The organism is Pseudomonas sp. CFBP 13711 (assembly GCF_014842265.1).
Classification (GTDB): Bacteria; Pseudomonadota; Gammaproteobacteria; order Pseudomonadales; family Pseudomonadaceae; genus Aquipseudomonas.
This window is the reverse complement of sequence record NZ_JACYVI010000005.1, coordinates 213,682-235,704: the sequence shown is the minus strand read 5'-3', so window position 1 is coordinate 235,704 and position 22,023 is coordinate 213,682. Positions and strand designations below refer to the sequence as shown.

The 22,023-nt window shown below is 61.0% G+C and carries 25 protein-coding genes; 12 read left to right on the top strand and 13 right to left on the bottom strand.

The window, feature by feature from the left end:
• Nucleotides 1-10 precede the first annotated feature (10 nt).
• Nucleotides 11-478, top strand: a complete 468-nt coding sequence (locus tag IFT47_RS12045; protein ID WP_192171388.1) for a TIGR02444 family protein — start codon at nucleotides 11-13, stop codon at nucleotides 476-478.
• Here IFT47_RS12045 and IFT47_RS12040 read toward each other — a convergent pair.
• Nucleotides 475-1,491, bottom strand: a complete 1,017-nt coding sequence (locus IFT47_RS12040) for an AlgP family protein (protein ID WP_192171389.1) — start codon at nucleotides 1,489-1,491, stop codon at nucleotides 475-477. The two genes, IFT47_RS12045 and IFT47_RS12040, sit on opposite strands and share 4 nt — an antisense overlap.
• Nucleotides 1,492-1,670: 179 nt before the next feature.
• On the opposite strand from IFT47_RS12040, the gene IFT47_RS12035 reads away from it, so the two are divergent.
• Entirely contained in the window at nucleotides 1,671-2,348 is a 678-nt protein-coding gene (locus IFT47_RS12035) for an FKBP-type peptidyl-prolyl cis-trans isomerase (protein ID WP_192171390.1), read from the top strand.
• A 92-nt stretch (nucleotides 2,349-2,440) separates the two neighbouring features.
• On the opposite strand, the gene rsd is transcribed toward IFT47_RS12035, so the two are convergent.
• The 8 genes from rsd to IFT47_RS11995 all read right to left on the bottom strand — a co-directional run bounded on the left by rsd (nucleotide 2,441) and on the right by IFT47_RS11995 (nucleotide 9,996).
• Nucleotides 2,441-2,899 carry a sigma D regulator gene (gene rsd, locus IFT47_RS12030; protein WP_192171391.1) on the bottom strand — a complete coding sequence of 153 codons (459 nt, stop codon included), beginning with the start codon at nucleotides 2,897-2,899 and terminating at the stop codon, nucleotides 2,441-2,443.
• A 182-nt stretch (nucleotides 2,900-3,081) separates the two neighbouring features.
• Nucleotides 3,082-3,609: a disulfide bond formation protein B gene (locus tag IFT47_RS12025; RefSeq protein ID WP_192171392.1), complete on the bottom strand. Its 528-nt coding sequence runs from the start codon at nucleotides 3,607-3,609 to the stop codon at nucleotides 3,082-3,084.
• 251 nt (nucleotides 3,610-3,860) lie between these two features.
• Complete coding sequence (locus IFT47_RS12020; RefSeq protein WP_192171393.1) at nucleotides 3,861-5,108, bottom strand: heme biosynthesis protein HemY; 1,248 nt, start codon at nucleotides 5,106-5,108, stop codon at nucleotides 3,861-3,863.
• Nucleotides 5,105-6,247 carry a uroporphyrinogen-III C-methyltransferase gene (locus IFT47_RS12015; protein ID WP_192171394.1) on the bottom strand — a complete coding sequence of 381 codons (1,143 nt, stop codon included), beginning with the start codon at nucleotides 6,245-6,247 and terminating at the stop codon, nucleotides 5,105-5,107. The genes IFT47_RS12020 and IFT47_RS12015 overlap by 4 nt, the downstream gene beginning before the upstream one ends.
• A 49-nt stretch (nucleotides 6,248-6,296) precedes the next feature.
• Nucleotides 6,297-7,070, bottom strand: coding sequence for a uroporphyrinogen-III synthase (locus IFT47_RS12010; protein WP_192171395.1), 774 nt, complete (start codon nucleotides 7,068-7,070; stop codon nucleotides 6,297-6,299).
• Nucleotides 7,067-8,008, bottom strand: coding sequence for a hydroxymethylbilane synthase (gene hemC / locus IFT47_RS12005; protein ID WP_192171396.1), 942 nt, complete (start codon nucleotides 8,006-8,008; stop codon nucleotides 7,067-7,069). The genes IFT47_RS12010 and hemC overlap by 4 nt, the downstream gene beginning before the upstream one ends.
• A gap of 162 nt (nucleotides 8,009-8,170) precedes the next feature.
• On the bottom strand, nucleotides 8,171-8,917 hold the full coding sequence (locus IFT47_RS12000) for a LytR/AlgR family response regulator transcription factor (protein WP_074892681.1): 747 nt from the start codon (nucleotides 8,915-8,917) through the stop codon (nucleotides 8,171-8,173).
• Nucleotides 8,914-9,996, bottom strand: coding sequence for a sensor histidine kinase (locus IFT47_RS11995; RefSeq protein ID WP_192171397.1), 1,083 nt, complete (start codon nucleotides 9,994-9,996; stop codon nucleotides 8,914-8,916). Before IFT47_RS11995 ends, IFT47_RS12000 begins: the two co-directional genes overlap by 4 nt.
• Before the next feature lie 146 nt (nucleotides 9,997-10,142).
• Between IFT47_RS11995 and argH the strand changes: the two genes are divergently transcribed.
• The 4 genes from argH (at nucleotide 10,143) to IFT47_RS11975 (ending at nucleotide 15,365) form a co-directional block, all read left to right on the top strand.
• A complete protein-coding gene (gene argH / locus IFT47_RS11990; RefSeq protein ID WP_192171398.1) occupies nucleotides 10,143-11,537 on the top strand; it encodes an argininosuccinate lyase in 1,395 nt (464 codons plus the stop codon).
• 63 nt (nucleotides 11,538-11,600) lie between these two features.
• Entirely contained in the window at nucleotides 11,601-11,894 is a 294-nt protein-coding gene (locus tag IFT47_RS11985; RefSeq protein ID WP_192171399.1) for a hypothetical protein, read from the top strand.
• A 170-nt stretch (nucleotides 11,895-12,064) separates the two neighbouring features.
• The gene (locus IFT47_RS11980) at nucleotides 12,065-12,316 is read left to right on the top strand and encodes a TIGR02647 family protein (protein ID WP_074892677.1); all 252 of its coding nucleotides are present in this window, start codon (nucleotides 12,065-12,067) and stop codon (nucleotides 12,314-12,316) included.
• 199 nt (nucleotides 12,317-12,515) lie between these two features.
• Nucleotides 12,516-15,365 (top strand): class I adenylate cyclase, encoded by a 2,850-nt coding sequence (locus tag IFT47_RS11975; protein WP_192171400.1) that lies wholly within the window; start codon nucleotides 12,516-12,518, stop codon nucleotides 15,363-15,365.
• Between the two features lies 1 nt (nucleotide 15,366).
• On the opposite strand, the gene IFT47_RS27620 is transcribed toward IFT47_RS11975, so the two are convergent.
• Complete coding sequence (locus tag IFT47_RS27620) at nucleotides 15,367-15,600, bottom strand: DUF1289 domain-containing protein (protein ID WP_192171401.1); 234 nt, start codon at nucleotides 15,598-15,600, stop codon at nucleotides 15,367-15,369.
• Nucleotides 15,597-15,953, bottom strand: a complete 357-nt coding sequence (gene cyaY / locus IFT47_RS11965) for an iron donor protein CyaY (RefSeq protein WP_192171402.1) — start codon at nucleotides 15,951-15,953, stop codon at nucleotides 15,597-15,599. The genes IFT47_RS27620 and cyaY overlap by 4 nt, the downstream gene beginning before the upstream one ends.
• A 288-nt stretch (nucleotides 15,954-16,241) precedes the next feature.
• On the opposite strand from cyaY, the gene lptM reads away from it, so the two are divergent.
• The 6 genes from lptM to IFT47_RS11935 are packed head-to-tail and all read left to right on the top strand — an operon-like array spanning nucleotide 16,242 to nucleotide 20,842.
• Entirely contained in the window at nucleotides 16,242-16,406 is a 165-nt protein-coding gene (gene lptM / locus IFT47_RS11960; RefSeq protein ID WP_192171403.1) for an LPS translocon maturation chaperone LptM, read from the top strand.
• A gap of 9 nt (nucleotides 16,407-16,415) precedes the next feature.
• The gene (gene lysA / locus IFT47_RS11955) at nucleotides 16,416-17,663 is read left to right on the top strand and encodes a diaminopimelate decarboxylase (protein ID WP_192171404.1); all 1,248 of its coding nucleotides are present in this window, start codon (nucleotides 16,416-16,418) and stop codon (nucleotides 17,661-17,663) included.
• A gap of 4 nt (nucleotides 17,664-17,667) precedes the next feature.
• A complete protein-coding gene (dapF, locus tag IFT47_RS11950; protein ID WP_192171405.1) occupies nucleotides 17,668-18,498 on the top strand; it encodes a diaminopimelate epimerase in 831 nt (276 codons plus the stop codon).
• Nucleotides 18,499-18,511: 13 nt separating this feature from the next.
• Complete coding sequence (locus IFT47_RS11945) at nucleotides 18,512-19,249, top strand: DUF484 family protein (protein ID WP_192171406.1); 738 nt, start codon at nucleotides 18,512-18,514, stop codon at nucleotides 19,247-19,249.
• A 2-nt stretch (nucleotides 19,250-19,251) separates the two neighbouring features.
• Nucleotides 19,252-20,157 carry a tyrosine recombinase XerC gene (gene xerC, locus IFT47_RS11940; protein ID WP_192171407.1) on the top strand — a complete coding sequence of 302 codons (906 nt, stop codon included), beginning with the start codon at nucleotides 19,252-19,254 and terminating at the stop codon, nucleotides 20,155-20,157.
• On the top strand, nucleotides 20,147-20,842 hold the full coding sequence (locus IFT47_RS11935) for an HAD family hydrolase (protein ID WP_192171408.1): 696 nt from the start codon (nucleotides 20,147-20,149) through the stop codon (nucleotides 20,840-20,842). Before xerC ends, IFT47_RS11935 begins: the two co-directional genes overlap by 11 nt.
• 110 nt (nucleotides 20,843-20,952) lie before the next feature.
• Here the strand turns inward: IFT47_RS11935 and IFT47_RS11930 are convergent, their stop codons facing one another.
• On the bottom strand, nucleotides 20,953-21,282 hold the full coding sequence (locus IFT47_RS11930; protein WP_192171409.1) for a hypothetical protein: 330 nt from the start codon (nucleotides 21,280-21,282) through the stop codon (nucleotides 20,953-20,955).
• Nucleotides 21,283-21,375: 93 nt separating this feature from the next.
• A complete protein-coding gene (locus IFT47_RS11925; protein ID WP_192171410.1) occupies nucleotides 21,376-21,807 on the bottom strand; it encodes a secondary thiamine-phosphate synthase enzyme YjbQ in 432 nt (143 codons plus the stop codon).
• Nucleotides 21,808-22,023: the final 216 nt, after the last annotated feature.

Sequence of the window (22,023 nt, the reverse complement as noted above, 5' to 3'; positions counted from 1 at the left end):
GTAGATGACGATGCTTTCGGACCTATGGAGTTTCACCCTCGATTTCTATGCTCGCCCAGGCGTTGAGCAGGCATGTCTCACCCTGCAGGCCAGTGGCGCCAATGTCTGCGCGCTGCTGTGCGGCGTCTGGATGGACCGGCGTGGTGTGCAGTTCGACCCGGAGCGGGCGCGGCAAATCGGACAATTGGCCGACCCGTGGCACGAGAAGGTGGTGGGGCCATTGAGGGATGTTCGGACACGCTGGAAGGCCGACGCGGCTGAAGACGAAGAGCTGAAGGCGTTACGCGACAGACTGAAAACCCTGGAGCTCGACGCCGAGCGTGAACTGCTGGTGCGTTTGCAACGGCTGACCAAAGACTGGCCTGAGCGGGATGCTGAACCTACAGGCGTTTGGCTGGGAGCGCTGGCGGGAGGTGCTGCTCAAACCAGTCCCGACGCGTTGCAGATTCTGCTTCGCGCCGGAACCGATATCGCTTAGGACGCGCTGTTCGAGGTCGAATCAGCAGCTGGCGCGGCCGGGGCGGCTGGCGCAGCGGACGCTGCCGGAGCAGCAGGTGCTGGCTTGGCGGTTGCGGAGACAGCAGGCTTGACGGCCGGCTTTGCTGCAGCCTTCGCTGCGACTGGCTTGGCAGCGGCAGGTTTCGATGCTGCTGGCTTGGCAACCGGGCTCGCTTTCGCGGCAGGCTTGGCGGCTACTTTGCTCGCAGCAGGCTTGGCAGCGGCACTGGCGGCCGGCTTTGCAGCAGGCGCTTTAGCCGGAGCAGGTTTGGCAGCGGCCTTTACGGCAGCCGGCTTGGCAGCGGTAGTTTTGGCGGCTGGCTTGGCGACCGGCTTCGCGGCAGTCGAAGTTTTAGCGACTGGCTTGCTTGCGGCGCTGACAGCTGGCTTGGCAGCGGGCGCCTTGCTCGCAGCTGGCTTAGCGGCGACGGTTTTCGCAGTCACTTTGGCAACGGTTTTTTCAGCGACGGCTTTGACTGCAGTTTTAGCGGCAGGCTTGGCCGGGGCCGATTTGACAGCAGGTTTTGCAGATGTTTTTGCAGGAACAGGCTTGGCGGCAGGCTTGGCAGCTGCTTGCACCGGGGCTTTTGCAGCGCGATCGTTCAGCGCTTTGCCAACGGCTTCCTTCACGCGGCCAATGCCTTGGGCCAGCTTCAGGCTTTCCTGAGCATCACGCTTGAGGTTGAGGATATAGCTGCGGGTTTCGGTCTGACGATCTTTCAACGCGTCGAGCAACGACTCGAGCTCGGACACGCTGTCTTTGGCCTTGCCTTGCGCCTTGGCTTTACCGGCGGCAGCAGCGTCCTGCAATTTGGTGCGCGACTTGTGCAGCTTTTCCTGCGCCTTGCCACGTTGTTTCTCGAGTTTGGCGAGCAGTTTTTCAGCGTCAGCCAATGCTTGAGAGCAAGCGTCTTCGAGATGTTCGAGCAGGCTGCTCGAGAGCTGTTGGAGCAAATGCAACGGAGTGTTTACTGGCTTCTTGGTGGCCGACATGACTTACCTCCTGGCTGATTTGAGTGCGGCCATACTAGACCTCCGCCCGCACCGCCGCTAGGGCATCTTGACACTACAATCCCCGCTCTGTTGCAGGACGCCGAAAAACGCGGCAATACCCGTCACGCTCGGGCCTCAGCGCTGGCATAATCGCTCACTTCCCAGGCCGGAGAGCATTCATGTCGCGCTACCTGTTTATGTCGTTGTTCCTCTTGGTACCCCTTGCTCACGCGACCGATGCTCCGGCGTCCGACAACACCCACGATCTTTCCTATAGCCTCGGTGCGAGCCTGGGTGAGCGCCTGCGTCAGGAAGCACCCGACCTGCAGTTGCCCGCGCTGCTTGAAGGTCTGCAGTCGGCGTATCAAGGCAAGCCGCTGGCGATCAAACAGGAACGCATGGAGCAGATCCTCAGCGACCACGACGCCGCCCTTGCCCAGGCTGAAAACTCCGGCCAGACCGAACCGCAGACTGAAGCGGCGTTGAAGGATGAGCGCAAGTTCATGGACGCCGAGAAGGCCAAACCGGGCGTTCGCCAGCTCGCGGACGGCATCCTGATGACCGAGCTGACGCCGGGCAACGGTGCCAAACCCGACATCAATGGCCGTGTGCAGGTGAAGTATGTAGGCCGTCTTCCTGATGGCACGATCTTCGATCAGAGCCAGCAGCCACAATGGTTCCGCCTGGACAGCGTCATCGCTGGCTGGACCACAGCCCTCGCCGACATGCCGGTGGGTGCCAAATGGCGGCTGGTCATCCCCTCGGCCCAAGCGTACGGCGCAGAGGGTGCAGGCGATCTGATCGATCCCTACACGCCGCTGGTGTTCGAAATCGAGCTGCTCGGGGTGTCGCAGTAACGCTGGAACTGGCTCAGGCTCGTAGGCGGCAGCCCTAAAGACAGACCATAAAAAAGGGTGCCCAAGGCACCCTTTTTTCATCAGCGGTCTGCTCAGACCTCTGCCTCAATCTGTTCCTTGTGCGCGTTATGCAGCACTTCGATCAGGCAGTCTTCCAGTTCAAAACGCTCGTGCAGCAAGCCGCCCAATTCCTTGAATTTCTCGGTGACACATTTGCCTTCGTCACAGAGATCGTTGAAGGCCAGCAGCTTCTCGGTGATGACGTCGATTCGAGGATAGATCGTGTCAGCCAGCTCGAGGCCACGCTGATCGTTGAATGCCTTGGCCTCGCTGGTGAGTTGCTCGTAGATTTCGAAATGACCGGCCGACACGTAATCGACCAGCGTGCCGCAGAAGTCCTGCAGGGGCACGCGCTTTTCAGAGAACGCTCCCGGCTCTGCACCGATGGCATCGTAAGCCTTGATCAGCTCGTTGCGCTCCAGCAACCAGCGGTCAATCAGCTTGTGAACCCCACCCCAGCGTTCCTGAGCGTTCTGACAACTTTCCAGCATGATGTTCTCTCTTCCCTTCAGGGGCATGCTGCTTCAAGCGCACTCCGGTTCGGTCCGAGATTGGTCGGTACCGGCCTGGACAAGCGTCGACAACAGCATTGATCCGATGATGCGTGCGGCCCAGATTATGCCCGCATGACTAGCCCATCAAGGTACGCAGGACACAAAGTTCATACAAGTGTTTAATCCGAAGGCCCTACATCTATTGATCTGAATCGCCGAAACTCGATAAAGAGGTAGTACAGCGCGAACAGGCAAAGCCCCGAAAATGCCAGCAGGCTCCACTCCGGCAAGCTGATGCCGAACAGCGACCAGTTGATCTCGGAGCACCCCGCACTTCCCGCCAACACCATCAGCATGACCTTCACGTAGGTTTGCGTTTCCAACAGGTAGTGAAGATTTTCAATGCACGCCGCCATGTTTTCGGGCGGCGAAGCCTGCAACCAGACCTGACGTGCCGCGACGCTCGCCCCCAAAGCGGAAAACAGTAAAAGAAAGCCTGCGTAGACACGCCAGCCGGATTTGCCAGGCGCGTGCAGCGCGGCGAGCAGGCAAACAACCGCTGATAACGCCATGAGCACACGCTGAAGCAGACACATCGGGCATGGCGCCGCATCAACCACAGGGCCGAGATAAACCGTCGCTCCCACAATCGATGCGCAGGCCACAAACGCCAGAGAGAACAAGGAGCGCGTACGAGCCAGCTGCATGGAAGATCCGTAACAAAAGACGAAGGCGGCTACGGTAGAGGAAAGCGCGAGTCGCTTTCAAGGCACCCGACGGAGGATATTTCTTTGTTGCTGTAGGTAAATCCCGACGCCGTGTTTAAGACGTTGTACCGATAGCTTGAAGATCTTCTCAACAAGCCACACCAAGCACGGAAAGGTCCTACACGAATCAGGGAAGCAGACACTGAAAAGGCCCGCAATCGGGCCTCTTCGAGTTGACGCCTCGCCCCAGTCTAAGCGCGTGTCAGCGCTGGCAACGGACGTGCAAGCAAACGCTCATCCAGCAGGCCCAGGCCTTCCTGAAACAGCTGATTGCTGCGATCAGTTTCGCCCAGCTGCGCGAGCAAGCGAGCCAGTTCGGCACACGCTTCCGGGTTGCGCTGCAACCTCAAGCTCGACTCAAGATAATCACGCGCTTTACCCCACAGGCTGCTCTGCAGACACAGACGGCCCAGGGTCAACAGCAAGCCTGGATCATCGGTATGATTTTTCAGCCAACCTTCGGCGGTCTGCAGCTGTTTGGCAGGATCAGCGCCGCGCACCAGTCCATACAAACGCGCAAGGTGGGTGTTGTAATCGCGCTTCATGGCCGTGCGCAAAACCTCTTCGGCCTGCACATCGGCGCCCAGACGTCGCAGCTGCTCGGCATACGCCAATACCAGTGCAGGCTCCTGGCGCTGGGCCGAGGTCAACTGCTGCCAGGCGTTCTCCAGCGACGGGAGGCCCGTGGCTACGGTATCGCTGTCGGATTCACGATGGGCGGCCAACGAGAGATTCTCGCCCCACGCGCGGCTCTCAAGCTCAGCCAGCTCTTGCGCCGGGAGCACTTTGTCCTTGCGCAGCTCAGGCATCAAGCGAATCAACTCCGCCCACTCGCCGCGCTCGCGGTACAGGCGCTGCAACTGGCGCAACACCTGCGGGTTATGCGGATGGCGTTCCTGCATGGCCTGCAGGGTCACCAGCGCGCCGTCGAGATCGCTGCGGTCCACCTGCAACTGTGCGTGGCTCAGCGCAATGGCCAGTTCGGCGTGAGGCTGACGCTCCAGCGCGCGCTCGAGGAGATTGTCGCTTTCCTCATAACGGCCCTGCTCGTTCGCAGCCCGGGCTGCGCCGAGGTAGTAAAGCAGTGGCTGACGTTCCGCCTCGGCAGCGCGATGCAAGTTGCGTTGCGCGCTGGCCCAGCGCCCTTCGGCGAGGTCCAGCTGGCCCTGCTCGATCGCGTTTTGCACACGACGGCTTCGGTTGCGACGCGACCAGGGATTGACCACCCCGCCGGAGGTCGTTAGCAATGAGATCAGCACCCGCACCAGCCAAAGAATAAACAGGACGGCGACCAGTATCGCCAGTGCTGCCCAGATGCTCGATTCGTAACGGAAGGTGTCGTAGGAAATCAGCACGTAACCCGCATGGCGAGAGATCGCGACACCGATCAGCGCCGCGGCCACCACCAGCACAAAGAGGACGACGTAAGCGCGCTTCATGGCTGTTTCCCAGGCTGGGCCTCGTCAGTGCGCTTCTCCAGCGCACCGCCAACAGGCGTATGACGCTGCTCGAGATACGCCTGAACCGCCGCCAAGCTTTGTGTCAGGTCAGGGGTCGCCACGGAAACCGGCTGTTTGCCCAACTCATCCAGACGCTGGCCGAGGGCTTTGCTCTGCTGGTTATCGCGATTGAAATTGTCGTCCAGGACGCTGCGCGCCTCAGCCATGGCTTTTTCGTAGACCGGGGCCTGGCCGTTGAGCGCTGCCCATTGCGCCTGCTCGATCGCCAAGCTCAGCGCCAGACGAACCTGGGTCAGGCTCTGGCCAGCCAGCAATGGACGAATATTCTTATCTGCATGGAAGTCGATTCGCACGAACTGGGAGATCTTGTCCCACCACTTGGCCCAGTAGCTGTCCTCGCTGCCATCGGTCAAACCGAACAGCGAGTCGCCCTTGTCTTGGTATTCCGGCGCCAGCTCGTTCAATTGCGCGACTTGATCACGCACAGCTGCCAGTTGCAGAAACAGACCCGTGCGATCCGGTTGATCGACGCTGCGCAGCGCAGTCAGGCTCTTGGCCAATTGCTCACGGGCTGCAAATGCGCCGGGATCGTCCTGCTCGCGCAGGATCTCGTCGGCGCCCTGCACCAGTGCGGCAGCACTGTTGATGTCTTGCAGCGCAGACAGCCTCAGGCTCGCCAGGCGCAGCAAATGCTCCGCTTCGGCGAGACGCCAATCCTTGCGGCTGGCGCCGAGCACGGTTTCTACACGCTGGCTCAGGCGCTGCTGATCACCCTGCAACTGCGTGACGAGGCGGCGGCGATCTTCAAGCTCCTGAGCGGGAGGCAATTGCGCCAGACGCGCGGCGATCTGCTGCTCGCTCTGCTTGAGGGCCTGGGTCTGGGAGCCGATGTCCTGCAACTGGCCCGACTGCTCCTGATGACCAGCCTGCATGGCGCGCAGTTGCCAAACGCTCCAGCCGCCAACGGCAACGCCCGCAGCGCCCAGCAACAGGGCCAGTATGGCGAGCCCGTTGCTGCTCCGGCGAGTCGACGGTTCTTTGTACGCTGGATTCGGCAGCGGCTCGGATTTGGCCAGTACCGGTTCAACGTCATCTTTTGGCATGACTGTTTCGCTCACGTGTCCATCCTTTGCATTTTGGGCGTCGCGTAATCCGACTGATCGAGCATTACGCCTGTGAGGCAGGCGCGGTGTATCCGCGCAATGCTGCCAGCAAGGCCGGGGCGCTGGCGCCACGGCAGTCCACTACGGTAAGAGCTCCGGCAGCACGCGCCATTTCGGCGACCCGCGGGCTCGGTACAAACAAAGGCATCTGCGCAAGCGTAGGCCAGGCGTCGCCCGCCAACTTGCGCAGATGCTCGAAACCCTGTCCACTGCTGACCACCAGCCCATTCAAGCGTTCCGCTTTTACCGTATCGGGCAATGCGAAAGCCGGGTATTGCGGCAGGTGGCGACGATACAGCGGCAGGTAATCCACCACCACACCGCGCTCGCGCAATCGCTCGGCGAGCAGCTCGCGGCCGTCTTCGCCGCGCATGATCAGCACTTTGGAGTCATAGCCCGAGAGAGCTTGTTGAAACTGCGGCAGGTCGAGCAATGCTTCGCTGTCATCGCCGTGCTCTGGGAAGAAAACTGGCAGGCCGTAGTCATCGAGAATTTGCGCAGTGGCAGCACCAACGGTGAACCACTTCTGCATCGGCGGCTGCGGCCAGACTTCATCGAGCATCGCCAGGCCCAGCCGCGCGGCCGGCTTGCTGACGACGATCACGGCGCAGTACGCCGCAAGGTCATAGATGATCGAACGGTTCGCTTCTGAAACCGGCAATGGCTCGATCTCCAGCAACGGCAGGCTGGCGCTGTACACGCCAACCTCAGCCAAGGTCTGCGCAAGGGCCTGGGATTCTTCAGCAGGGCGCGTGAGCAGCAAACGCCAGGCCTTCACTCGTCGCCTGCCTCGCCGTACACCGCTTTGAGAATCTTCGCCGCACCTTGAGCCAGCAGCGCTTCGGCCACTTGTACACCCAGCGTTTGAGCATCCACTTGGGGCGCACGCGCTTCGGCGTGGAGCAGCACTGTGCCGGAAGGATCGCCTACCAGACCGCGCAACCACAGTTGTTCGCCTTCCAGCACGGCGTAGCAGGCAATCGGCACTTGGCACCCACCGTTGAGGTGCTTGTTGAGCGCGCGCTCAGCGGTGACCCGCACGGCGGTATCGTCATGGTGCAGCGGGGCCAGCAAGGCATGAAGTTCGATGTCGACGCTGCGGCATTCAATGCCCACTGCGCCCTGCCCGCCAGCCGGCAAGCTGTGGTCGATGCTGATGGGGGCGGTGATGCGGTCTTCGAAACCCAGACGGATCAGGCCGGCCGCGGCAAGGATGATCGCGTCGTACTCACCGGCGTCCAGCTTGGCGAGGCGCGTGTTGACGTTGCCACGCAGAAACCGGATTTGCAGGTCAGGCCGGCGCGCCAGCAACTGAGCCTGCCGACGCAGGCTCGACGTCCCCACCACGGCGCCGGCGGGCAGCTCATCGAGACTGGCGTAGGTGTTGGACACGAAGGCATCGCGCGGGTCTTCGCGCTCGCAGATGCAGAACAGGCCAAGCCCCTGAGGGAAGTCCATCGGCACGTCTTTCATCGAGTGGACGGCGATGTCGGCGGTGTGCTCCATCAGTGCTGTTTCCAGCTCCTTGACGAACAGACCCTTGCCACCGATTTTCGACAGCGGTGAATCCAGCAGCTTGTCGCCGCGACTGACCATTGGCACCAGCGTCACGATCAGACCGGGATGCGCCTGCTCCAGACGCGCCTTGACGTACTCGGCTTGCCAGAGGGCCAGGGCGCTTTTGCGGGTGGCGATGCGGATTTCGCGAGAAGACATGAACCGGTCCGTACTGAGTGAATGCGGCGAATAATAACAGCTCGGCCGGATCGGGCCGAATGACTGTATTCAATCGTTGCGCATCATGATCTCAATCAACCTGCGCACGCCATGCGACGGCGTGTCGCCCGCATCTCACGGCATGGCCCTCACGGCACTCGCTTACAACTGCTGCATCATCTTGCGCACACCGGCAACGTGCCGGCGGCTGACGATCAGCGCATCACCGTTGAGCCCCTTGAGGAACAACTGGAAATGGCCCAGCGGCGTGCGTTGCAGGCGTTCGATACGTTCCCGGGCGACCAGCGCGTTGCGGTGAATACGCACAAAACGGTCGCCGAATTCGTCTTCTAGGGCTTTAAGCGGTTCATCCAGCAGCACTTCGCCGCCTTCATGGCGCAGGGTCACGTACTTGTGATCGGCGATGAAATAGATCACCTCGGCCAGCGGAATCAGCTCAATGCCCTTTCGGGTACGCGCGCTGATGTGACTGCGCGGGCCGGTGCCGCTTTCGGCAGCAGGTCGGGTCATCGCCGCCAGTTGCACGCGATTCGGCCGCTCGGCCTTGCGCAACGCCTCAAGCAGGTGCTCGGGACGAACCGGTTTGACCAGATAACCCACGGCGCTGACCTGAAAGGCCTCCAGCGCAAATTCATCGTGGGCCGTGCAAAACACGACGGCAGGCGGGGTGTCGCGCTCGCACAATTTAGCCGCGACCTGAAGTCCATCCAGGCCCGGCATGCGGATATCCAGCAACACCACGTCGGGTTTCAAATTTTCAATCAGCTGCAATGCTTCTTCGCCATTGGTGGCGCTGGGTTCAAGAACCTTGTAACCCTCGAGCTCACTTACCATACGGCTCAGGCGGTCTCGGGCTAGGGGTTCGTCATCAACGATCAGGACATTCATATTGCTCTGGCTTCCTGCGTGAGTCTCGCACAAGGATAGCGTAGACAGGTGAAGTGACGACCGTCTCGGCGCTCCACGCTCAGACTGGCGAGAGGGCCGAAAAGTGCCGTGAGTCGAGCGCCGATGTTTGCCAAGGCCTGCTGAGTGCCGCCTGGATTTTGCTGTAAGACGACCTCATCGTAAGGATTACTGACGCGCAATATAAATACTCCCCGTTCGTAGTCCGCCTCAACTCTGACCACGCCGCCTTCAACACGGGGCGCGATGCCGTAAATCAACGCGTTTTCCAATAATGGCTGCAAGGTTAGCTGGGGAATTGGCAAGTCGTCGGGAATTGCACTAACGGCCCAGTCCAACTGTAGACGCTCGCCAAGTCGATATTGCTCAATCGATAAATAGCGTTTCGCCAAATCAAGTTCTTCACGCCATGTCGTCAGGCTGCCGGGCTTGCCCAGACTGGCCCGGAACAGGTCGGACAGATCAAGCACTGCCTGCTCCGCCTTGACCGGATCACTGGTGACCAGACTGGCGATGCTGTTGAGCGTGTTGAAGAGAAAATGCGGGCGGATACGTGCCTGCAAGGACTCGATCCTGGCCTGGAGTTCGGCCTGCTGCTGCTTGCGCCACTGACTCTGCAGGTAAAAGTAGCGCAGCATCAGTGCGGACATGATCAAGGCGATCAAGGCATAGCGCAGGTACCGCTCGACGACGCCATCGAACGAGGTCGGGGGATTCACCTGGTAGTAGTCCGTCACGGCGGTGCACATCAGCGTCACCGCCACCACCAGCAGACAACCGATGCAGCCGGCCACCCCGGCACGCAGCCGTGCCAGCCAGGGGCGCAAGCCACACAGCAGCGCAGCGGACAACAGCACGATCCACTGCACGAAAAGAGAAATCAGCGCCAACCGCACCCAGTCGAAATCCGGCTGCATGGGTTCGATGAGCACGAGCACGAAGACCAGCAACTCCGCCAGCACGACCAGCATCAGCAGCGCCTGGGGCAGACACAGTTCCGGGAGGAAAAACTCTTTGCCGGGCGCACTGCTCTGCCCCGGGTGTTTGCGCTCGTTTTGCATGGCCGCCAGTCTCTTCGCTCATACCGTTGCGGGCAAGCCGCCGGGGATAAATAAACGGCAATGCTGTTATCATCGCCCGCGTCTTTAGAATCGGCCGGCGCCGGTTTTTCATCAGTTTCAGCCACCAGCAAAGCAGCGAGCGAATCATGAGCACCGACAAGACCAACCAGTCCTGGGGCGGCCGCTTCAGTGAACCCGTCGACGCCTTCGTCGCACGCTTCACCGCCTCCGTCACCTTCGATCAGCGCCTTTATCGCCACGACATCATGGGCTCCGTCGCCCACGCCACGATGCTGGCCAAGGTCGGCGTGCTGACCGACGCCGAGCGCGACACCATCATCGACGGGCTGAAGAGCATTCAGGGCGAGATCGAGGCCGGCACGTTCGACTGGCGCGTGGACCTCGAAGACGTGCACATGAACATCGAAGCGCGCCTGACCGATCGCATCGGCGTCACCGGTAAAAAGCTGCACACCGGTCGTAGCCGCAACGATCAGGTCGCCACCGACATCCGCCTGTGGCTGCGTGATGAGATCGACCTGATTCTGGCTGAGATCACTCGCCTGCAAGAAGGCCTGCTGGGGCTGGCCGAGCGCGAAGCCGACACCATCATGCCGGGCTTCACTCACCTGCAGACCGCGCAACCTGTGACCTTCGGCCACCACATGCTGGCGTGGTTCGAAATGCTCAGCCGCGATTACGAGCGTCTGGTCGATTGCCGCAAGCGCACCAACCGCATGCCCCTGGGCAGCGCCGCGCTGGCCGGGACCACCTACCCGATCGACCGCGAGCTGACCTGCCAACTGCTGGGCTTCGAAGCCGTCGGCGGCAACTCGCTGGACAGCGTCTCCGATCGCGACTTCGCCATCGAATTCTGCTCCGCCGCGAGCATCGCGATGATGCACCTGTCGCGCTTCTCCGAAGAGCTGGTGCTGTGGACCAGCGCGCAATTCCAGTTCATCGACCTGCCTGATCGCTTCTGCACCGGCAGTTCGATCATGCCGCAAAAGAAAAATCCTGATGTCCCTGAGCTGGTCCGTGGCAAAAGCGGCCGCGTGTTTGGCGCATTGATGGGCCTGCTGACCTTGATGAAAGGCCAGCCGCTGGCCTACAACAAGGACAATCAGGAAGACAAGGAACCGCTGTTCGACGCCGCCGACACCCTGCGCGATTCGCTGCGTGCCTTCGCTGACATGATCCCGGCGATCAAGCCCAAGCACGCCATCATGCGCGAAGCCGCCCTGCGCGGTTTCTCTACCGCGACCGACCTTGCCGATTACCTGGTGCGTCGTGGCCTGCCATTCCGTGATTGCCACGAGATCGTCGGTCACGCAGTGAAGCATGGCGTTGAGACCGGCAAGGACTTGGCCGAGATGACGCTGGACGAGCTGCGTCAGTTCAGTGATCAGATCGAACAGGATGTCTTCGAGGTGCTGACGCTTGAAGGTTCGGTCAACGCGCGTAATCACATCGGCGGCACGGCGCCGGAGCAGGTCAAGGGCGCAGTTGTGCGTGGACAGCATTTGCTCGCCACCCGCTAAACGCATCAGAGGGGTCGCCCGTTACGGGCGATTCCAATCAATTGGCAAGACATCGAGAACGACATGAGCGACAACATCGAGAACGACGACGAAGAGTTTGCCGAAGCCACGCTGATTGAAGCCATCGAAAATCAGATCGAAAGCGACAACCCGCCAGCGGCCAAAGCCACCTACAACAAGCTGACGCTGGTGGGCATTGAGCGCGAAGAGATTCTGCAGATGATGGCCCACATTCTGGCGCTGGAGATCGACGGGATCCTGGCCGAAGATCGCCCGTTCAATACCGTCTGGTACGAAGCGGCCCTGCGTGCACTGCCCGACATGCCACCGGGCGTGCGACTGGCGGGAGACGAGTAAAACCCGCCACACATGCCGGTCGCTCAACTGACCTGACGACCGGCCAGATACTTCCTGCAAAATCCCCAGACCTGACTACACTCCAACAGCCTCGCTGCCGCATGGCGACGGGGCCGTCACGCCTGCGATTCCGATCGCGGTGTATCCACTGGAAAAAGTCTGGAGCACCTATGTCGTTTACCCCTGAATTGGTTGCCGAACTGGAAATCCTGTCGCTGTTCAATCTGAGCAACACCAAAGAGGGTCTGAAGGTCCACCACCACTCTGCGGCCCCCACGGCCATCGCGGCTGCCCAACGACTTTTCGACAAAGGCCTCACCACGCAACACGACGGAGGCTATTTGACCAGCCTGGGGCTGGATGCCGCTGACCACGCTCAATCGCTGCTGATTATTCTTGCTACCAGCCAGGAAGCTGCCTGATTTCGTCCCTCGCGAAACCTTTGCCTGGACGCATCAAATAAAGGTTTCGCGAATCCTCCATTTCGACGATGCTGCGCCGATAAAATAATGGCGCCATAAAAAAGACCCGTGATCGAGCCGTACTGGCCTGACGTCCAGCTGTCTTTATTATCGCTATACCCTCACTTCATGCAGTGCCGCCCGCCGGCTTCGAGTCGCGATGACGCGTAGTTCCGAAATTCGCCCGGATCTGGATGAGGGCATTGATCGCAAGGTCCTCGCTCAGTTGCGCAGCCGCTTTCTGGCCCTGAGCCAGAGTCGCCTGGCGCGTGCGTACGAAGGCCTGTCGACCCGTCAGCAAAGCGTGCTTGCGCTGCTTCCGCTGTTTTTCCACGTCAATCATCCGCTGCTGCCAGGCTATGTGTCGGGCTCGACCCCCGCTGGCGTGTCCCATTACGAGCCAGACGCCCAGGCCCTCGCTGAAGCGCAACGCCTGACACGGTCGTTTTCCTACAAACCGCGCCGGCTGAATCCGCCACAGCCGATTCACGGCATCTTCCTGATGGGCAGCCTTGGCACCCTCGCCCAGGCCGACCAGAGCGACATGGACGTGTGGATCTGCCACGACCCGCTGCTGTCGGCCGACGAAATCCACGAGTTGCGCAGGAAGTGCCAGTCCCTCGAAAGCTGGGCAGCCAGCATGGGCGCCGAGGCACACTTCTTTCTCGTTGATCCTGAGCGTTTTGTCGTCGGCGAACGTGACGCGCAACTGAGTGGCGAGGACTGCGGCACAACCCAGCACTATTTGCTGCTCGACGAGTTTTATCGCACCGCCATCTGGCTCGCCGGGCGCACCCCGATGTGGTGGCTGGTACCGGTCTATGAAGAAGCGCGCTACGCCGAATACACCCACACCCTGCTGTCGAAGCGCTTTATTCGCGCCGACGAGGTGCTGGACCTCGGCAACATGTCGCACATCCCGCCGGGAGAATTCATCGGCGCCGGGCTCTGGCAGCTGTTCAAAGGCATCGAATCGCCTTACAAATCGGTGCTCAAGCTACTGTTGACCGAGGTTTATGCCAGCGAGCACACCCATGTGCAATGCTTGAGCATGCGCTTCAAGAAAGCCGTGTTCGCCAACCGCGCCGACCTCGACGAGCTGGACCCGTACGTGATGGTGTATCGGCGCATCGAGGAATACCTGTTGGCGCGGGGTGAACCCGAGCGACTGGAACTGGTACGCCGCAGTTTGTACCTGAAGGTGAACAAGAAACTCACGGGCTCCACCCGTCACCGCAGTAACGGCTGGCAACGGCTGCTGCTGGAGCGGCTGGTCAATGAGTGGAACTGGGACGAGCGTCAACTGGCGTTGCTCGACAGCCGCAGCCAATGGAAAGTGCGACAAGTCGCCAGCGAACGCCGCGCGCTGGTCGGCGAGCTCAACTACAGTTATCGCTTCCTGACCCAGTTCGCTCGCGCGCAAAAAGCGGTCAATTCGATCACCAAGCGCGACATGAATGTGCTCGGGCGTCGTCTGTATGCAGCCTTCGAACGCAAAGCCGGCAAAGTGGAATTTCTCAACCCGGGCATTGCGCCGGATCTGGCCGAGGACACGCTGACGCTGGCGCAACTGCCGAACAAGCGCGAGCCCGGCAGGTATCAGTGGTGCCTCTACCACGGCAGCCTGAGTGCCCACGAGCTGGAGACGTTTGCGCCGATCAAGCGCAGCCGCGAGTTGCTGGAACTGCTCACGTGGTGCCATCGCAACAACGTCATCGACAGCAGCACGCGCCTGGCGCTCCACCCTGGCATCAGCGATCTGACCGAATTTGAACTGTTCAATCTACAAGGCGCGTTGCAGCAGAGCATCGCGCTGCCGCTGGCCATGGTCGATGAAGACGTACTGCTGAGCCCGAGCGTGCCCCGCGAGATTCTGCTGTTGGTCAACGTCGGCGTCGACCCGCTCCGGCACCATAAAGACCTGAACATCCTGATGACGACCGAGCGAACCGACTCGCTGAGCTACGCCGGCGTACGTGAAAATCTGGTGCTGACCTTCGACCAGATCACCCTCAACAGCTGGAACGAGGTGTTGGTCAATCGCTTCGACGGCCCCCATGCGCTGCTGGACTGCCTGACAGAATTGCTCAACGGCCTGCCGGAAAAGCCCGCCAGGCCGGTCATCCGCGTGCGCTGTTTTTGCCACAACCGTGCGCAGGCCATCGCTCAGCGCGTGGAGGAGCTCATCGGCACTGCGCAACTGCTGCTGGACCGGCGCCTGAATCATCGCTATCTCATTCAGGTCGAGCAGCGTTACCACGTTCTGGAAATGATCCCCGGCCAGGTCAGCCACGTCACGCTCGAACACGTGCCGGCGCTCTTCAGCTATCTCGGAGAAGAGCTTTCCGCCTACAGCCCGCTTCATTTGGACCCGCAGGCATTGGACGACTCTGACCTGTCGCTGTTCATCCCGTATGGTCAGCCCGAATGCATTCAGGTGTTTTACCGGATCAACGAACCCAATGCCGATCTGTACGTGCTCGATGAGCGCAATGCGTTATGGCATCAGCAGGTTCCTTATCACAGTGAGCCCAGCCTGCTGGTTCCGCTGCAGCGCTTTTTTCAATCGTTGACGTACCGGCGCGTGACGTTGCTGCCGCTGGATAACCCGTTGGAATCAACGTCGCTGGAGGCTTTGTATTACCGCATAACCCCCGACGGATCAGGACGGGCCCGCCGCGTTGAGCATCGGCCGAGCCCGGCCATGCTCATCGACAAATCGTTTTTTGACGTGCAGGCGATTATCGAGGAAGCATCCCCTGGCCAGGTCAGCGTGACGCTGTATTGCGACGGGATGGAGTTTTCCGAGCTGGAGTTTGGCGATCAGCTGTTCAGCGTCGTGGCGCGGCGGATCCTCGACCAGCGCCGCGAGACGCAACGTTATCGCTGCTACATCACCGACCTGGACCTGTCCGGGATACTGGGGGACACGCGCGGGCAGACTATTCTGTTCCTGCGCTACAAAGCCCAGCTGGAACAGTCACTGAATGCCGCGATGGACGAGGCGTGACCTACACGTGATCGGAAGTCGCACTGCGACGCAAATCTGCCTGCCGCACAATCTCCCGTCGGCGCTCATCGGTCGCCGCCCGCCACTCGCGGATGTCTTCGACGTGGCGCTGGCAGCCCGTGCAGACTTTGTCTTCGTCGAGCCGGCAAATGCTGATGCAGGGCGACGGCACAGCCGTGCTGACGTTGCTGAACAGCGGCTTTGGCGGTTTGACCGGGGTTTCGCTAACGGTCACTGGCGGTTGCCATCGCTGCCGTCGAGGGCGTCGAAGTCGATTTCTTCGCCGGCCTGCTCCTTCGCCAGACGATAGAGCATCTCGCTCAACAGCTCTTCGCTTTTGTCGCAGATCCAGTGCTTCGCTTCTTCGTCGTAATCAAAGTGAAAACCACCCGACGCAGCCGCCAGCCACAGCTGACGCAAAGGCTCCTGACGGCTGAAAATGAACTGCGAGCCGTTTTCGAATTTCACGGTCAGCACACCGGCCGACTCCTCAAGGTCCAGATCCAGACCGCTCTCGTCGAAGATATCCTGGAGCTTTTCCTGGGTGGCATCGACCAGATCGTGAAAACGGGCTTCGGTCAAACTCATTGCATGAACCTCAAAAGTGTCAGCGGACGGCGCAGCGACGCACGATACGGTCGCTCCACGGCAAATGCAAAGCCTACCCGCCCAAGTGCAAATGTGGGACCGGCTTTGGTCGGGACGGCATCGAGCATCACCCTGCACCACAGACCGCGTCAGAAATCCGCACGTGCTGCGCAGTCTAATTGCGCAGCGGCGTCAAACCCCCGCCGGACGGGAACTCCAGCGCATAGGCAATCTGTCAGGTGGTCGGTATACTCGGGCGCAATTAATGCTTATACAAAGGATTTCGCCATGAAGCGCCTGATTTCCTCCCTGGCCGCGCTGCTTGCAGTTGCGTGTCTGGTCTCTGCCTGCGGTCAGAAAGGTCCACTGTATCTGCCCGACGACGATTCGTCCGCCGACGGCACCAGCCAGACCAAATCGCACTCGCACAAGCATCAGACTTCGACCTACTAGGAATCAGTCATGGACGCCTTCAACTACCGCGACGGCGAGCTGTTCGCGGAAGGAGTGGCGTTGTCTGCCATCGCCGAACGCTTCGGCACGCCGACATACGTCTATTCCCGCGCGCACATCGAGGCGCAGTACCGCGCCTACGCCGACGCCTTGAGCGGCATGCCGCATCTGGTCTGCTTTGCGGTCAAAGCCAACTCGAACCTGGGCGTTCTCAATGTCCTGGCGCGTTTGGGCGCCGGTTTCGACATCGTGTCCCGTGGCGAGCTGGAGCGCGTGCTGGCGGCAGGCGGTCAGGCTGACAAAATCGTTTTCTCCGGCGTCGGCAAGACCCGCGATGACATGCGCCGAGCGCTGGAAGTCGGCGTGCATTGCTTCAACGTCGAGTCCACCGACGAGCTTGAACGACTGCAAGTCGTCGCCGCCGAAATGGGCGTGCGTGCTCCGGTTTCGTTGCGCGTCAACCCGGATGTCGACGCCGGCACCCACCCTTATATCTCCACCGGCCTCAAGGAAAACAAATTTGGCATCGCCATCGCGGACGCCGAAGACGTTTACATCCGCGCCGCGCAGCTGCCGAATCTCGACGTCATCGGCGTCGACTGCCACATCGGCTCTCAACTGACCACCCTTTCGCCTTTCGTGGATGCGCTGGATCGCCTGCTCGATCTGGTCGACCGACTGGGCGATTGCGGCATTCTGCTGAAACATATCGATCTGGGCGGCGGTCTGGGCGTGCGTTATCGCGACGAAGAGCCGCCCCTCGCGGGCGACTACATCAAGGCCGTGCGTGAACGCCTCGATGGCCGCGATCTGGCGCTGATGTTCGAGCCCGGCCGCTTCATCGTCGCCAATGCCGGCGTGCTGCTGACCCGCGTTGAGTACCTCAAGCACACCGAGCACAAAGACTTCGCCATCGTCGACGCCGCCATGAACGACCTGATTCGTCCAGCCCTGTATCAGGCGTGGATGGACGTGACGGCCGTCAAATCCCGCGACGGCGCCAAACGCACCTACGACATCGTCGGCCCGATTTGCGAAACCGGGGATTTCCTGGCCAAGGAGCGTGAACTCGCGCTGGCTGAGGGCGATCTGCTGGCGGTGCATTCGGCGGGCGCCTATGGCTTCGTGATGAGCTCCAACTACAACACCCGCGGACGTACGGCCGAGGTGCTTGTGGATGGCGAGCAAGCCTTCGAAGTGCGTCGCCGTGAAACCGTGACTGAGCTGTTTGCCGGCGAAAGCCTGCTGCCGGAGTAATCCCATGCTGCTGCGTTTTACCAAGATGCATGGCCTGGGCAATGACTTCATGGTGCTGGACCTTGTGAGCCAACACGCCCACATTTTGCCCAAGCACGCCAAGCAATGGGGCGATCGCCACACGGGTATCGGTTTCGATCAGCTGCTGCTGGTGGAGGCGCCGAACAATCCGGACGTGGATTTTCGCTACCGGATTTTCAATTCCGACGGCTCCGAGGTCGAGCAGTGCGGCAATGGCGCGCGCTGCTTCGCCCGTTTCGTGCTGGACAAGCGGCTGACGGCCAAGAAGCAGATCCGCGTCGAGACCAAGGGCGGCATCATCGAGCTGGACATCCGCAACGACGGCCAGATCAGCGTTGATATGGGCGCGCCGCGTCTGGTGCCGGCGGACATCCCGTTCGACGCACCGGAACAGGCCGCCAGTTATTCGCTCGATGTCGATGGCGAGTCTGTCGAGCTTGCCGCCGTGTCCATGGGCAACCCCCATGCCGTGCTGCGCGTCTACGACATCAACAATGCGCCCGTGCATGTGCTTGGGCCGAAGATTGAAAACCATCCGCGTTTTCCGGCCCGGGTGAACGTGGGCTTTCTCCATGTCGTCGACCGTCAGCGCGCGCAACTGCGGGTGTGGGAGCGTGGCGCCGGGGAAACCCAGGCCTGTGGCACCGGTGCCTGCGCGGCAGCGGTGGCAGCCATTACTCAGGGCTGGATGGATTCGCCGATGCTGATCGACCTGCCGGGCGGACGCCTATCCATCGAGTGGGCCGGCCCCGGCCATTCAGTGGTGATGACTGGCCCGGCTGTCCGGGTTTACGAAGGCCAAGTACGTCTATGAGTGAGAGTATCCAATGACCGACCAGCCTCAGACTTCAAACGACACGCCCGGCCAGCCCCCCGCCGAGACCGCAGTGCCTGCCCTTGAAGCCGAGGCAGTCGCGGCCTGGCTGCAACAACACCCTGATTTCTTCGCCGAGCACGACGAGCTGCTGGCGATGATGCGCGTCCCGCACCAACGGGGCGACACCGTCTCGCTGGTCGAGCGCCAGCTCAAGCTGCTGCGCGAGCGCAACATCGAGATGCGTCACCGGCTCTCGCAACTGATGGACGTGGCCCGGGACAATGACCGGCTGTTCGAAAAAACCCGCCGGCTGATTCTCGATCTGATGGACGCGACCAGTCTGGAAGAGATCGTCATCTGCGTGGAAGACAGCTTGCGCCAGGAATTTCAGGTGCCCTTCGTCAGCCTTATCCTGTTCAGCGACAACCCGATGACCGTCGGCCGCTGGGTGAGCGCCGCGGACGCGCAGAAAGCCATCGGCGGGCTGATGTCCGGCGGCAAGACCCTGTGTGGCGCGCTGCGTGAGCATGAGCTCGAGTTCCTGTTCGGCAGCGAGCAAAGCAAGGAAGTGGGCTCAACCGCCCTGGCTGCCCTCAGCCACCAGGGCCTGCACGGCGTTCTGGCCATCGGCAGCCGTGATCCGCAGCATTACAAAAGCTCGGTCGGGACGCTGTTTCTCAGTTACATCGCCGACGTGCTCAGCCGCCTGCTGCCACGCTTCACCAACTCGCTGCGTTCGGTTCGCTAGTCATGGAGCGGCAACTGGACGCCTACTGCACGCACCTGCGCAGTGAGCGCCAGGTGTCGAGCCATACGCTTGAAGCCTATCGTCGCGACCTGAACAAGGTCCTGGCTTTCTGCGAAAAGCAGCACATCGACAGCTGGAAAGCGCTGGATATTCAGGCCATGCGCAGCCTTGTCGCTCGCCTTCACCAGCAGGGTCAATCCTCGCGCAGCCTGGCCAGACTGCTGTCAGCCGTGCGCGGCTTTTATCACTACCTCAACCGCGAAGACCTTTGCGATCACGATCCGGCCAATGGCCTGTCACCGCCCAAGGGCGAGCGTCGCTTGCCCAAAACCCTGGATGCCGACCGCGCCCTGCAACTGCTTGAAGGCGGCGTCGAGGACGATTTTCTGGCCCGGCGTGATCAGGCGATTCTCGAACTGTTCTACTCGTCAGGCCTGCGCCTGTCCGAACTGACCGGGCTGAACTGCGAAGACCTGGATCTGGCGGACGGTCTTGTGCAGGTCCTCGGCAAAGGCAGCAAAAGCCGTGTTTTACCGGTTGGCAGAAAGGCACGGGAAGCGCTGGAGGAATGGCTCAAGCAACGAGCGCTGGCCAATCCCCAGGACGATGCCGTGTTTGTCAGCCAGCAAGGCCGCCGCCTCGGGCCGCGCTCGATCCAGCTGCGGGTCAAGGCTGCCGGCGAACGTGAGTTGGGCCAGAACCTGCACCCGCACATGCTTCGCCATTCATTCGCCAGTCACTTGCTGGAGTCGTCCCAGGACCTGCGCGCCGTGCAGGAACTGCTGGGTCACGCCGACATCGCCACCACTCAGATCTACACCCATCTGGATTTCCAGCATCTGGCCACGGTGTACGACAGTGCCCATCCACGGGCCAAGCGCAAAGGTAACGCCGACAATGAGCATTAAGCTGATCACCTTCGACCTGGACGACACGCTGTGGGAAACCGCACCAGCGATTGTCAGCGCTGAAGCCAAGCTGCGCGAGTGGCTGGCTGCCAAAGCGCCAAAACTCGGGCCGGTCCCGGTCGAGCATCTGTGGGAAATCCGCTCGCGACTCATCGAAGCGGATCCGACGTTCAAGCACCGGATCAGTGCGCTGCGCCGCAAGGTGCTGTTTCATGCGCTGGAGGATGCGGGGTATGGTCACGCCGAAGCCCATGAGCTGGCGGACCAGAGCTTTGAAGTGTTCCTTCAGGGGCGGCACCAGCTGGACATCTTCCCTGAAGTGGTGCCGACGCTTGAGATCCTGACCAAGTCTTACACGCTGGGTGTCGTGACCAACGGCAATGCCGACATCCGCCGTCTGGGCCTGGCCGATTATTTCGCCTTCGCGCTATGCGCCGAGGACCTGGGCATTGGCAAACCGGACCCTGCGCCCTTCGTCGAGGCGCTGAAACGCGGCAATGCAGATGCCAGTCAGGCCGTGCATGTCGGCGATCACCCGGGTGACGACATCGCCGGCGCCCAACAAGCCGGCCTGCGGGCGATCTGGTACAACCCCGGCGGCAAGGTCTGGGAGGCTGAAAAAGCGCCGGATGCCGTAATCAACAGCCTGACGCAATTGCCCGAGGTGCTGGCGCGCTGGGCTTGATCTGCGCTTCCCGCTGCGTGAACGCCGGCCTTTGCGTCTGCAACTCAAATCGCAGGCAATAAAAAACCCGCAGCGACAGCGGGTTTTTCATCAAGCGCGCAGCAGATCCCTTAGATGGGACGGCTGCCGTACTTGTTGTCAGGCTTCTTGGGCGGATCGGCGACCACGTTGGCCTCCACTTCCACGACCTTGCCACCACGAGCGAGGAATTCTTCCATCGCGCGAGCCAGAGCATCACGCTCCTTGTTCTTGGCTTCCACGCTCGGCAACTCGTCAACCGAGACGGCGGCCTTGGCCTTGCCTTTGGCTGGAGTCGCAGAGACTTCAGCGCTGTCGTCGACTTCCACTACATCTTCATCGGACGCCGCTGCAAGCCCCTCACCGTCCTCCCCTTCTTCCAGATCGTCTTCCAGACCTTCTTCGATGTCGTCGTCGCTCATGTTCTACCTCATGACTTGCGAAAGCAGATTAGTTATAGCCCAGCCGGGCTTGATTTCTTGGACAGCCGGAAAAAATTCAACTACCGCATACGTTCAGCGGTCGTCCCCCTCACCCTGAAGCGTGACGAGGACTTTACGGGCACCGCCTGCATCGCGGTGCTCGCCCAGATAAATACCTTGCCATGTGCCCAACGCCAGCCGTCCATTTGTAACCGGCAATGTAAGCTGGCAGCCAAGCAGACTGGCTTTGAAGTGCGCCGGCAGATCATCGGGCCCTTCGTCGTCATGCTCGTAGCCGTCGCGCCCCTGAGGCACCAGACGGTTGAAGAAACGCTCGAAATCGCGACGTACCGCAGGGTCGGCGTTCTCGTTGACGGTCAACGAGGCCGAGGTGTGTTGCAACCAGACATGCAGCAGGCCGATGCGGCATTCGCGTAATTCGCGAAGGCCCGCGACGATCTCGTCAGTCACCAGATGGAAACCACGAGGCCTTGCCCGCAGCGTGACCAAGGTCTGTTGCCACATACCGTTCTCCGCCCTTCGGCGCGCATTCTAACGCGCTGGAAAAAAAAACAAAGTGCGTAATGAGCGACGATTTTCAGGAGCGCTGAACAAGGGCATTTATGCCCTCTAAAGCATCGAGAATCGTCAGGTTAGGCCGAACATTGCAGCGGATGTTCCTGCCGGGAACGCCCACCCGCTGTGCGGACATCCCTATCGACAAACCTCAGACAAAAAAAT

Coding starts and splice junctions, on each gene's coding strand:
- IFT47_RS12045 (WP_192171388.1), top strand. CDS start 11: ATGCTTTCGGACCTATGGAGTTTCACCCTCGATTTCTATGCTCGCCCA.
- IFT47_RS12040 (WP_192171389.1), bottom strand. CDS start 1,491: ATGTCGGCCACCAAGAAGCCAGTAAACACTCCGTTGCATTTGCTCCAA.
- IFT47_RS12035 (WP_192171390.1), top strand. CDS start 1,671: ATGTCGCGCTACCTGTTTATGTCGTTGTTCCTCTTGGTACCCCTTGCT.
- rsd (WP_192171391.1), bottom strand. CDS start 2,899: ATGCTGGAAAGTTGTCAGAACGCTCAGGAACGCTGGGGTGGGGTTCAC.
- IFT47_RS12025 (WP_192171392.1), bottom strand. CDS start 3,609: ATGCAGCTGGCTCGTACGCGCTCCTTGTTCTCTCTGGCGTTTGTGGCC.
- IFT47_RS12020 (WP_192171393.1), bottom strand. CDS start 5,108: ATGAAGCGCGCTTACGTCGTCCTCTTTGTGCTGGTGGTGGCCGCGGCG.
- hemC (WP_192171396.1), bottom strand. CDS start 8,008: ATGTCTTCTCGCGAAATCCGCATCGCCACCCGCAAAAGCGCCCTGGCC.
- IFT47_RS12000 (WP_074892681.1), bottom strand. CDS start 8,917: ATGAATGTCCTGATCGTTGATGACGAACCCCTAGCCCGAGACCGCCTG.
- IFT47_RS11995 (WP_192171397.1), bottom strand. CDS start 9,996: ATGCAAAACGAGCGCAAACACCCGGGGCAGAGCAGTGCGCCCGGCAAA.
- argH (WP_192171398.1), top strand. CDS start 10,143: ATGAGCACCGACAAGACCAACCAGTCCTGGGGCGGCCGCTTCAGTGAA.
- IFT47_RS11985 (WP_192171399.1), top strand. CDS start 11,601: ATGAGCGACAACATCGAGAACGACGACGAAGAGTTTGCCGAAGCCACG.
- IFT47_RS11980 (WP_074892677.1), top strand. CDS start 12,065: ATGTCGTTTACCCCTGAATTGGTTGCCGAACTGGAAATCCTGTCGCTG.
- IFT47_RS11975 (WP_192171400.1), top strand. CDS start 12,516: ATGACGCGTAGTTCCGAAATTCGCCCGGATCTGGATGAGGGCATTGAT.
- cyaY (WP_192171402.1), bottom strand. CDS start 15,953: ATGAGTTTGACCGAAGCCCGTTTTCACGATCTGGTCGATGCCACCCAG.
- lptM (WP_192171403.1), top strand. CDS start 16,242: ATGAAGCGCCTGATTTCCTCCCTGGCCGCGCTGCTTGCAGTTGCGTGT.
- lysA (WP_192171404.1), top strand. CDS start 16,416: ATGGACGCCTTCAACTACCGCGACGGCGAGCTGTTCGCGGAAGGAGTG.
- dapF (WP_192171405.1), top strand. CDS start 17,668: ATGCTGCTGCGTTTTACCAAGATGCATGGCCTGGGCAATGACTTCATG.
- IFT47_RS11945 (WP_192171406.1), top strand. CDS start 18,512: ATGACCGACCAGCCTCAGACTTCAAACGACACGCCCGGCCAGCCCCCC.
- xerC (WP_192171407.1), top strand. CDS start 19,252: ATGGAGCGGCAACTGGACGCCTACTGCACGCACCTGCGCAGTGAGCGC.
- IFT47_RS11935 (WP_192171408.1), top strand. CDS start 20,147: ATGAGCATTAAGCTGATCACCTTCGACCTGGACGACACGCTGTGGGAA.
- IFT47_RS11930 (WP_192171409.1), bottom strand. CDS start 21,282: ATGAGCGACGACGACATCGAAGAAGGTCTGGAAGACGATCTGGAAGAA.
- IFT47_RS11925 (WP_192171410.1), bottom strand. CDS start 21,807: ATGTGGCAACAGACCTTGGTCACGCTGCGGGCAAGGCCTCGTGGTTTC.